Below are 8,457 nucleotides of genomic sequence, written 5' to 3' on the forward strand. Positions count from 1 at the left end.
GTCAAACTCGTCGGGCGAGAACCGTACCTGATGGGGGGATATGGTGACCAGATCCCGGTCCGTTTCATCGAAGTCAAAAATGCGATCGGGAGGAGACCGGGTTGGACCGCTACCCAGGCTGTAAAATCCGGGCAGGTCGCCGTGATCCATACCTCCCTCGTTGAAGGGCCGCAGTACTTCATCGGCCGTCAGTACCTCGCCGCCTGGTTCTACCCGGAGCAGTGCGCCGGTCTCGAGCCTGCCGCAGTTCAGGCCGAGTACCTCTCCCGGTTCCAGGGGCTTCCTGAACCTGCGGGGACCTATGTCTCTGGAGGCATGGGATGAAGGGCGGAATCCTTCTTGCGACGACTGCCCTTCTGGTCCTCGTCCTCGTCGCCGGAGTCCACCTCTCCACGTCCTACGACCAATACAGCCGCTACAATGTTCAGTGGAACGGGACTTCCTCCTTCTTCTCTGTCCTTGAAGAGGTGGGTGCTCATGAGATCAGCGACCCTGCCGACCTCTCGAACTACGCCGATGCGACGCTCCTGATCATTGCCCCTGCAGGGCCCCCGCAACCTGTGCAGGTTGCGGCCTGGAGAGAGTTCCTCGCGCGCAACAACACGATCATACTCTGTGACGATTTCGGGACCGGCGACGCCATGCTCAGGGCACTTGGGGCCACGATCTGGATTCATCCCTACCCAGTCGTCTCTGTGGACCGGGATTATTCCACTCCCGCCGCGGTTGCAGCGCATCCTGTTGAAAATACCTCTCTTCTTCAGAATGTCTCAACCGTCATTCTCGATAGACCAGCTGCTCTTGAGGGCGGCGACACCCTTCTTAGGACTTCCCTCCTTTCCTGGGTCGATACCAACAGGAATGCCACTCTCGATGGTAGCGAGGAAATGGGCCGCTTCACGGTCTCTGCACGGGAGCAGATTGGCGGTGGCGAGGTGATCGTTGTTGGTGATCCCGGGATCTTTCTCAACTCAATGATGGGCATAGGGAAGGGCAACAAGCAGTTCATTGACACCCTCCTCACCCGTCGTCCGATACTTCTCGTCGAGCAGGGATGGAGCAGGACGGCAGAGGCCGGGCCTGTGACCGGGGCTATCAGGTGGGTGAAGGAGCGGCCCCTTCTCCAGATCAGTACCGCCGCCCTTTTCATAATAGGGGCTGCATATTATTTTAGAAAATGGATCGGGAAGTAGATGGCATGGACATGACAGAGGAGAGCGTGAAACAGATCTCCGACACCTATGCTGAGATTCTCAAGGCCGCACAGCACTATGTGGTCGGCAACGAACCCCTCATCAAGATGACTGTCATAGGCATCCTTACTGAGGGTGCGGTTCTCCTTGAAGGTGTTCCGGGGACAGCGAAGACAACGATTGCAAAGATAATGGCGAATCTTCTTTCTTCGTCTTTCAGGCGTGTCCAGGGGGCGGTGGATGTCCAGCCCGCTGACATCCTGGGTGTGCGGATCTTCTCTCCTGAGACCGGAACTTTTGTGCTGCAGAAGGGCCCTGTCTTCTCGAACTTTCTCCTCGTCGACGAGATCAACCGCCTGACCCCGAAGACTCAGTCCGCCCTCCTTGAAGCGATGAGCGAGCACCAGGTGACGATCGACGGTGAGACCTACCCCCTCCCGAAGCCGTATATCGTGATGGCGACGCAGAACCCCTATGAGTTCGAGGGGACTTTCTCTCTTGTGGAAGCGCAGCGCGACCGGTTTATGTTCAGCCTCCCCCTCTCCTATCTTGAAGCCGACGACGAACTTGAAATTCTCCGGCGCGATCAGGCGGGGCGTCTCCAATGGGCAGAATACGAGGCTTCGCTCACCCCCCTCCTCACTCCCCAGGAGACTGCCCGCATGATTCGCGTGGTCCGGCAGATCCACACCAGCGATGCGATCCTCCGCTACATCGCCGATATTGTGGATGCGACACGAAATCACGGTGATATCCAGCTCGGAGCGAGCAGCCGCGGTTCTCTTGCGCTTCTGCGGGGTGCAAAGGCCCATGCCGCCCTGCAGGGGAGGACGTACGTCATCCCTGACGACGTCAAGGCGGTCGCCCCTGCAGTCCTCAGTCACCGTCTTATCCTTGAGCGCGAGGCGCTCATCGGTGATGTGACAACCAGTGGGGTCGTGCGCGAGATCCTCCAGATCGTCGAGGTGTCCTGAGCTGTGAAGGGCGGTCCCGCCGTGCAGGGACTGGGGGTGCTTGCCCTGGCTCTTGGTGTTTATGCGGTGCTTTTTGACGATCCTGCTGGATCTGCTGTTGCTGGCGTGATCGCTCTCTTCATCCTCTTCAGGGCGGCCCTTTTTTGTCGTGCCGTCGCTGCCCTTGTGAGGTCGGTTACCGTGGAGCGGACACTGGGAAAGAGGATTGTACGGCAGGGGGGGCGCCTGCCTGTAAAGGCCTTGCTTACATACAATGCGTCCCTCCCTCTTTCTGTCAGTGCGGAGGACATTTTACCGGCTGTTGCAGTCATTGATGGGGTGCAGGCAGGAGAAGAGCAAAGGCCGGGCCATCTCTTCATCAGGTATGTACTCAGGCCTATGGCTGCTGGTGAGACTTCTTTTCGAGGCCTCAAATTCTCAGTTCATGACTCTTTTTTTTCAGGGACGATCAGACTGGGGCGTTCTGATCTCTGCACTCCTCCTTTCCGCGTTGTTCCTGAGTCTGTTCGTCAAAAGGGGTATGGCCTTGGTGCAGGGGAGGGATTAAGCGGAGGAGGAAAGACTCTTCTTGGAGGCGAGGATATCAGGGGATTCCACGAATACATCCCGGGCGAGGATCTGGCACGGGTGGACTGGAAGATCTCGGCAAAGTTTGGGGCACTCTATATCCGCGAACCCGAGGGGGAGAGCGGGGGGGCGCCTCTGGTCATCATCGACCTTCCTGATTGTCATGACGCCCCGGAAGCGGAAGACTTTGCCAGGTTCTCGATTGTCGCAAGCGGTGAAGCTGAAGGGATATGCACACACTTCGACGCATGCCCTCTCCTTCTCATTTCCGGGGGGGAGATCCTCACCTTTCTTCGGGGTTCCCCGGATAACAAGGAATTTGTCTCTGCACTTGCGGCGATCAGGCCGGTTGAACGGGCGACCCATCTCTATCGCTATCTTGACCCGAGTGGTGTGCGGGCCCGCATCCGTGTTCCTCCTGTCGGCGGGGAGGGACTGTTCAGGGCTCGTCTCACCTCACTCGTCCCCGTCTTTGGGGGTACGAAGGGGTTTCTTCCTTTCAGGCTTGCAGTGGCCAGGACGATGCGCGTGTCCGGGGCCTCTGCGGTCGTGATCTATACGACCGGCCGGGGTGATTGCAGTCACCTCTCCCAGATCCTCATAGAAGCGGTGCGACAGGAACTTAGTGTCAGGCTCAGGGTGCCGGCAGAGATGCGTAAACCCGTGGAATGGCAGATTGGGTCAGGCACCACTGTCCAGGTGGAGGTGTTCTGAACGGACTCGCGGATTGGGGAGGGCGCCGTCGTGATCGCTGGCATCCTGGCCGCCTCCTGTGGAGGGGACGATCTTACCTGCCTTGTAGCGATCGCTGCATATATCGGAGTTGTAGCGCTGACGAGATCAACGGAGGGAGGCTGGTTTATGCATCTCTGCGCCGGTTGCCTTGTGGCGGTGGCTGCTGGACTCTCCTCTCCACTCTGGGCCATCATCGTCATGCTCCTTGCGCTCGGTTGTGCAGGTGCCGAACTGGATCTTTTTGCTATGGGAGGAGAGAAGGGTGCCTATCTGCTCTTCTCTGTGCTGGTGCTTGTCCTCACCCTCATCCTTACAACAGGGATAAGGCATGCCGTTCTTCCCCTTGCTGTCTTTGCTCTGGTATTTCTCATAGGCATGGGTGTCGTTGCAATTGCATGGGCAAGAACTGTCTGGAAAGCGCAGATTGGTGACATATGAAATTCTCTGAGATGAATACAACGTTTCAAGCGGCTATCGTGCTTCTTCTTGCTGCTGTAGCCGCCCTGCTCCTTGCAGCCCTCAGCAACCGGGGTGACCTCACGACGGCCATGCTTGTCCTCGCCGGTTTCGGGTGTTTTGTAACCGCCATCTTTCTCCTTGCTCTCTCGAAGAGGGAGTCACTCGACCCTGACGTCACCGCACTTCTCCCAGTTCAGGGCACGATCGCAGTCGCGACCCTCGTTGCAGACCTTGGCGTCCAGGGCGATGCTCTTTTCTTTCCCCCGGATGAAGAAGGCAGGGTTCTAGAAATGATACCGGCCGGATCGAAGGTGCCCAGCGTTGTCCTCCCATCCTCCTCCTACTGCATGACACCCGAGGGTGACGCCGTGGTCATCACTCCTCTCTGTGCGCCCCTCCTCTCTCACCTCAGGACTCACGCATCCTTTGAGGTTCCTGATGAGAAGGATCACCTCTGTGAGGCTATCAGCGAAGTGATCGAGGATGGGCTTGGGCTTGCGGGTTCTGCATCGGTGCAGTTCGATGGCGAAAACCTCGTCCTTGACCTGACTGATTTTGCCCTGATTGAGGGATGCAGAAGGGTTCGGGCGGCCTCTCCGAAGTGCTGCACGATGGTGGGGTGTCCTGTCTGTGGCCTCATCGCCTGCATTGCAGCAGAAGGGCTCGGTCAGTCCTGCAAGATCGCCTCGGCGATGCCTGCGGGGGACGGCCTCCACCTTATTATTGTTCCGGTTGCCTGACCCCGATCCAGAGGTGGAGGTCACGGTACGCTGCATCAAGTCTGTCCTTCCCCCAGACCCCCTCAGATGGAACTGTGTCGTTAAAGAGGATAAAGTCCAGGCGGTTCATGTCGGTCCTTTCGAGCGTGAAGGGGAATGGCATCTCAACTGTCTGGTTGTGAGGGACAGTGACGACGAAACGGTCGATCATCACCATATCCCTGAGGACCGAGGTGTTGGTTGTCGGGTCGAAGGTCTGGGAGGTGAGCAGCACTTCGACTGTATAGGTGATGTCACGGTACTCGTGGTTCCCGACGCCGACGATCACGGACTGGTTGCTCCCGGCAACAAAGGAGGTCGGGTAATCAGTGGCTTTTCCACCGGGTCCGAGAATGTAGAACTCGGTGAAGTGCTCCCCCTCCTTCGGGACGGCAAGCACGTAGAGGGTTGTGCCGATGGCGGCGAGGATGGCAATGATAAGGATGACGGAGAGGGCTCTGTCAGTACCCGACTGGTTTTCGGGGAAGAGGTCTTCCTTCGCTTCAACTGCCATCTCCCTGAAGGGCACGGAGAAGCGTTTCTCGACGGGGACCACCGCCCGGCGCACGTGGGCGATGGCGAGCATGGTGAAGGTGAAGATAGTGAGGACGGTAAGTATAGGGTCGAGCCTGATCCCCCAGGGAGTGTAGTTCAGGGCAAGCCCGATCAGGGGAGTGACCGCGATCGAGAGGCCGAAGGAGAGTGCTACCCGCTCGATGCCGTCAAGATCGTCATTCTCCGGGAAGAGTGCGGCGATCAGGGCATAACCCGGGATGAAGAGGACCGTGAGAAGGCCGAAGACCACCCGCAGCGGGCTCGCGTTGAGGATGGGTACATAGACGCACAGGATGCTCGCTACAGTGCATAAGGTAATGATAACGAGATCTTTGGGTATATTGCCTGGCTCGAAGGCCTCGATGATCTGCTGATAATGCTCTCCCTGGTCCATGTCATCCCCTTTTTTCCTGATATCCTGTAAGGATGTTTATAATATTATTCTCTCTTCTGCTTTCCTGTGAGATACAGGAGACTGATAAGGGCTCCAGGGACAGGGTAGATGTTCAGCCCGGATCTCCGGGTGGATGGAAGGACAGGAGTCAGTGACAGGGTCGTCGTCGTCCCGGTTGCAACTGTCAGTTACCGGATGATCCGGCGGCAGTGACCTCTCTTCCCTTTTTTGATCAGTTATGCACTGTCGATCTTGAGGCAGTGGGCCTGCACGATCGCAAAACCGGCACCTCCAAGGACCAGACCGCAGAGGACGAGGTCTCCTGGTTTTTCGAGGCCGGTCGGTATCAGGTGGAGGGAGAGCACCCCTGAGAGGACCATGATCCCGGCAAGGAGTATGATCGCCCCTCCGAGGGGCATCCTGATCTTTTCGAGGGCCGGTCCTGCCCTTTCGAAGAGTGTTGTCCTGAACTCTTTATTCAGGAAGAGAATGGCAACAATGAGGAGAGCCGCAAAGAGGATCCACTCTGACGGTTCGGAGAACTCGGTCATGAGGAGGTTCCAGGGGTCGCGGCTCTCCGCCCCTGCCCTGAAGGGCCCGAGGAATGGGTACAGCCAGTTTCTTGGATAGAGCCACATCGTGTCGAGGACCTGGTGGGAGGCGACGCCGACCGCGCCTGCAAGGACGACCGGGGACCTGAACCGCCAGAAGAGGATAAGACCAACTGTCATGGCGAGGACAAGGAAAAGGAGAGTATGCGTGTAGATCCTGCCGTAACCCCCTGCCCCGGCGAGAATGACGTAGCCGAGGGGCTTGTCGATAAGATCCGGGAGGATAGCGCCAAGAGCGCACGCCGCAACGACATCTCGCCTGCCCCCGACTGCCCGGGCGAGGAGGATGCCGATGACGATGCCGGCGGCAAGGTGGCAGAGGAGAAACATTCACCACCACTCAGGCGCCCCACCATATCTATCTTGCCGATATTGCATGCAGCATCTTCCCTGCATTGTCCCGGTGGATGGCGTTGCGTCTCCTGGCACGACCCCAGACCAAAGGGTATATGAGAGGGAGCAGCATTCGGTGGATGGGGTGTGCTCATGTCCTGGCCGTGCCGGAGGAGACCCCCGGTGGTGAGCACCTGTGAGTGATATTCATATCCGTATCCCGTTCCCCTTTGATGACGAAGGCTATATTGAGCGGACCTGCCCGGCCTGCCTGCGAAACTTCAAGATGCAGTTGAATGAACGTGAGGTCGAGCGGATCTCGCGGGCGCGGCTGAACTCCTTCAATCTCCTCTCGTCGAACAGGATATACCGGTTCGAGGAAGACCCGGAGGCACAGTGCTCCTGTCCCTACTGCGGCCATGTCGCCCCGGTGAACTGCTGGTGGACCCACGATCAGCGGAGTTATATCCAGGTCTATGCCCACATGGTGATCCGGGACATCCTCCTGCGCGACCTTGCGGAGGGTGAGGTCTCCGGCGCCGGGCACTCTGGCAGGACATACTCGACCTGTCTTCAGGTCACCGGGCTGCGGAACCTTCCCCTCTCCATCCTCTGATGGTGGCTTTTCATTTTGTCCTGCCGTTTTCACCCGGCCGTCGCCGGCTTTTTTCGGGCCTGTTCCCGCATCCATGCATAGGCAACTAAAGCCATCACCTCGGTGATGACGACGAAGCCGACGATATGGGTGACCGAGACCTCGTACAGAACGCCCATCACGGTGCTTCCCAGGAACCACCCGATGCCGTAGACGGCGTAGATGTACCCGAAGGCCTGGCCCCTGATGCCTGTGGCCGTCCTGTCGGCGAGGGATGCCCGCATCACTGTCTCGTGGAGGCCGATGCCCGCGCCCCAGATGACGGTGCCGATGATGATGAGGGACGGAGTGGTGCTGAAGGCGAGGATGGGGATGGTGATGTTGATCAGGGGGATGAGGAGGAGGGCCCTCGTCCTGATCCGGTCATAGGTCCACCCGCTGGCAAGGGCGACGAGGGTGGAGACGGCCATCGCCCCGGCATAGATAAGGGGGATGGCGGGATCTGCGATGAGTCCCTGGGCCTTCATATGGTAGGAAATGAGCGGGAAACTGGCGAAACCAGCCATTGCAAGGAAGAGGAAAGTGGCGTACGGGACGAAACGGCGTGCCTCCGGCACGATTGCATCTTTGTCTGATCTCTCGAAGACCCCTGGTTCGGGGACGGTCCTCTTCCCTATGGCGAGGAAGACGAAAAGAAGGACGATCGGGAGGGCGAGGATGGCAAAGCCTGCCTGATACCCTCCCGGTGTCAGGATCATCGCGGAGAGGATGAGGGGACCGATGATTGCCCCTATCTGGTCTAGGGCCTTGTGGATGCCCACTCCCCATCCGCGGCCGACAGGCGAGGCTGCGAGGGAGATGATGGTGTCGCGTGCCGGTGCGCGGATCGCCTTGCCGACCCTTTCTGTGATGAGGAGGAGTGCGGCGACCTCCCAGGTGCCGGTCAGGGCAAGGAAGGGGATGGCGAGGAGGAGGCCGTAGCCGATATAGACTATCTGCCAGTAGTGCCGTGTCTGGTCCGAGTAGAGGCCTGTGAGTACCCGCAGGCCGTAACCGGTGAAGTCGCCGAGGCCGGCGACGAGGCCGACGATGGCGGCGGAGCCCCCGAGGGTGAGGAGGTACGGGCCGGTGACGCTCCTTGCCCCATTCGAGACGATGTCGCCGAGAAGGCTGACGATCCCGAGGATGAGGATGATCTTCATTGCGTTCTGCTGCGGGGCAGTCGTCTGATCTGGCCCGGCCATGGTGGGTGGTGGGGGATGGAGGAGAAATAGGTTTGCCCG

General features: G+C 58.9%; 9 protein-coding genes and 1 pseudogene. 7 read left to right on the forward strand and 3 right to left on the reverse strand.

Annotated elements, in window-relative coordinates; translation table 11 throughout:
* From Q0520_RS01755 to Q0520_RS01780, 6 genes and pseudogenes are all read left to right on the forward strand, one after another.
* Nucleotides 1-324 (forward strand): annotated as a pseudogene (locus tag Q0520_RS01755) (ABC transporter substrate-binding protein); the annotation flags it as partial.
* Nucleotides 321-1,193, forward strand: coding sequence for a DUF4350 domain-containing protein (locus tag Q0520_RS01760; protein ID WP_298665825.1), 873 nt, complete (start codon nucleotides 321-323; stop codon nucleotides 1,191-1,193). The pseudogene Q0520_RS01755 and the gene Q0520_RS01760, both read left to right, overlap by 4 nt.
* Entirely contained in the window at nucleotides 1,178-2,167 is a 990-nt protein-coding gene (locus Q0520_RS01765) for a MoxR family ATPase (protein ID WP_298665827.1), read from the forward strand. The genes Q0520_RS01760 and Q0520_RS01765 overlap by 16 nt, the downstream gene beginning before the upstream one ends.
* Before the next feature lie 3 nt (nucleotides 2,168-2,170).
* Nucleotides 2,171-3,448 carry a DUF58 domain-containing protein gene (locus tag Q0520_RS01770; RefSeq protein ID WP_298665829.1) on the forward strand — a complete coding sequence of 426 codons (1,278 nt, stop codon included), beginning with the start codon at nucleotides 2,171-2,173 and terminating at the stop codon, nucleotides 3,446-3,448.
* Between the two features lie 30 nt (nucleotides 3,449-3,478).
* The gene (locus Q0520_RS01775) at nucleotides 3,479-3,907 is read left to right on the forward strand and encodes a hypothetical protein (protein WP_298665831.1); all 429 of its coding nucleotides are present in this window, start codon (nucleotides 3,479-3,481) and stop codon (nucleotides 3,905-3,907) included.
* On the forward strand, nucleotides 3,904-4,668 hold the full coding sequence (locus tag Q0520_RS01780; RefSeq protein ID WP_298665833.1) for a hypothetical protein: 765 nt from the start codon (nucleotides 3,904-3,906) through the stop codon (nucleotides 4,666-4,668). The genes Q0520_RS01775 and Q0520_RS01780 overlap by 4 nt, the downstream gene beginning before the upstream one ends.
* Here the strand turns inward: Q0520_RS01780 and Q0520_RS01785 are convergent.
* Both Q0520_RS01785 and Q0520_RS01790 read right to left on the reverse strand, forming a co-directional pair.
* The gene (locus Q0520_RS01785; protein ID WP_298665835.1) at nucleotides 4,649-5,635 is read right to left on the reverse strand and encodes a DUF1616 domain-containing protein; all 987 of its coding nucleotides are present in this window, start codon (nucleotides 5,633-5,635) and stop codon (nucleotides 4,649-4,651) included. The genes Q0520_RS01780 and Q0520_RS01785 overlap by 20 nt on opposite strands.
* 236 nt (nucleotides 5,636-5,871) lie before the next feature.
* A complete protein-coding gene (locus Q0520_RS01790; RefSeq protein WP_298665837.1) occupies nucleotides 5,872-6,576 on the reverse strand; it encodes a metal-dependent hydrolase in 705 nt (234 codons plus the stop codon).
* 199 nt (nucleotides 6,577-6,775) lie between these two features.
* Here Q0520_RS01790 and Q0520_RS01795 point away from each other — a divergent pair, with 199 nt between their 5' ends.
* Nucleotides 6,776-7,195 (forward strand): hypothetical protein, encoded by a 420-nt coding sequence (locus tag Q0520_RS01795; RefSeq protein WP_298665839.1) that lies wholly within the window; start codon nucleotides 6,776-6,778, stop codon nucleotides 7,193-7,195.
* A 29-nt stretch (nucleotides 7,196-7,224) separates the two neighbouring features.
* Here Q0520_RS01795 and Q0520_RS01800 read toward each other — a convergent pair.
* Nucleotides 7,225-8,457, reverse strand: a 1,233-nt coding sequence (locus tag Q0520_RS01800) for an MFS transporter (protein WP_342765227.1), incomplete at its 5' end; no start/stop codon positions are given.

Origin of the sequence: uncultured Methanofollis sp., assembly GCF_937919355.1 — an archaeon.
Taxonomy (GTDB): Archaea; Halobacteriota; Methanomicrobia; order Methanomicrobiales; family Methanofollaceae; genus Methanofollis.

Excerpts from the sequence above, each read along its gene's own strand:
- Q0520_RS01760 (WP_298665825.1), top strand. The coding sequence starts at position 321 with ATGAAGGGCGGAATCCTTCTTGCGACGACTGCCCTTCTGGTCCTCGTC.
- Q0520_RS01765 (WP_298665827.1), top strand. The coding sequence starts at position 1,178 with ATGGATCGGGAAGTAGATGGCATGGACATGACAGAGGAGAGCGTGAAA.
- Q0520_RS01780 (WP_298665833.1), top strand. The coding sequence starts at position 3,904 with ATGAAATTCTCTGAGATGAATACAACGTTTCAAGCGGCTATCGTGCTT.
- Q0520_RS01785 (WP_298665835.1), bottom strand. The coding sequence starts at position 5,635 with ATGGACCAGGGAGAGCATTATCAGCAGATCATCGAGGCCTTCGAGCCA.
- Q0520_RS01790 (WP_298665837.1), bottom strand. The coding sequence starts at position 6,576 with ATGTTTCTCCTCTGCCACCTTGCCGCCGGCATCGTCATCGGCATCCTC.